Below are 463 nucleotides of genomic sequence, written 5' to 3' on the forward strand. Positions count from 1 at the left end.
ATTTTCGCCGTCAGTATGGAGAGGCGATACAGGCGAGCTGCCGCCAGTTCGTGTTCTTGTGCCGGGATCTGGGGCTCATCGCGGGCGGCACGGTCGCCGTCGACGGCAGCCGCTTCAAGGCAGTGAACACACGTGACAGGAACTTCACTCCGGGTGCGATCCGCCGGCGGATGGAGCAGGTCGAAGCAAGCATCGAACGTTACCTGAGCATGCTCGACACCGCTGACCGGCAGGAAGATGAAGTAGCGCAGGTGCGCACCATGAGGCTTGGCAAACGGCTTGAAGCGCTACGCTGCCAGATGCGCGAGCTTCAGAAGATGCAGGAAGCGGTAGCGGACACGCCTGACCGGCAGATCTCGCTGACCGATCCGGACGCAAGAGCGATGGCGACCTCCGGGAAGGGAACCGGGCTGGTCGGCTACAACCTTCAGGCGGCAGTCGATGCCGACAGCCATATCATCGT

1 pseudogene is annotated in these 463 nt (G+C 62.4%); it reads left to right on the top strand.

From position 1 onward, the window contains the following. Nucleotides 1-463 (top strand): annotated as a pseudogene (locus AACY52_RS30880) (IS5/IS1182 family transposase); the annotation flags it as partial.

The sequence above is a fragment of the Pseudomonas sp. EA_65y_Pfl1_P113 genome (genome assembly GCF_963970525.1).
Taxonomy (GTDB): domain Bacteria; phylum Pseudomonadota; class Gammaproteobacteria; order Pseudomonadales; family Pseudomonadaceae; genus Aquipseudomonas; species Aquipseudomonas tritici.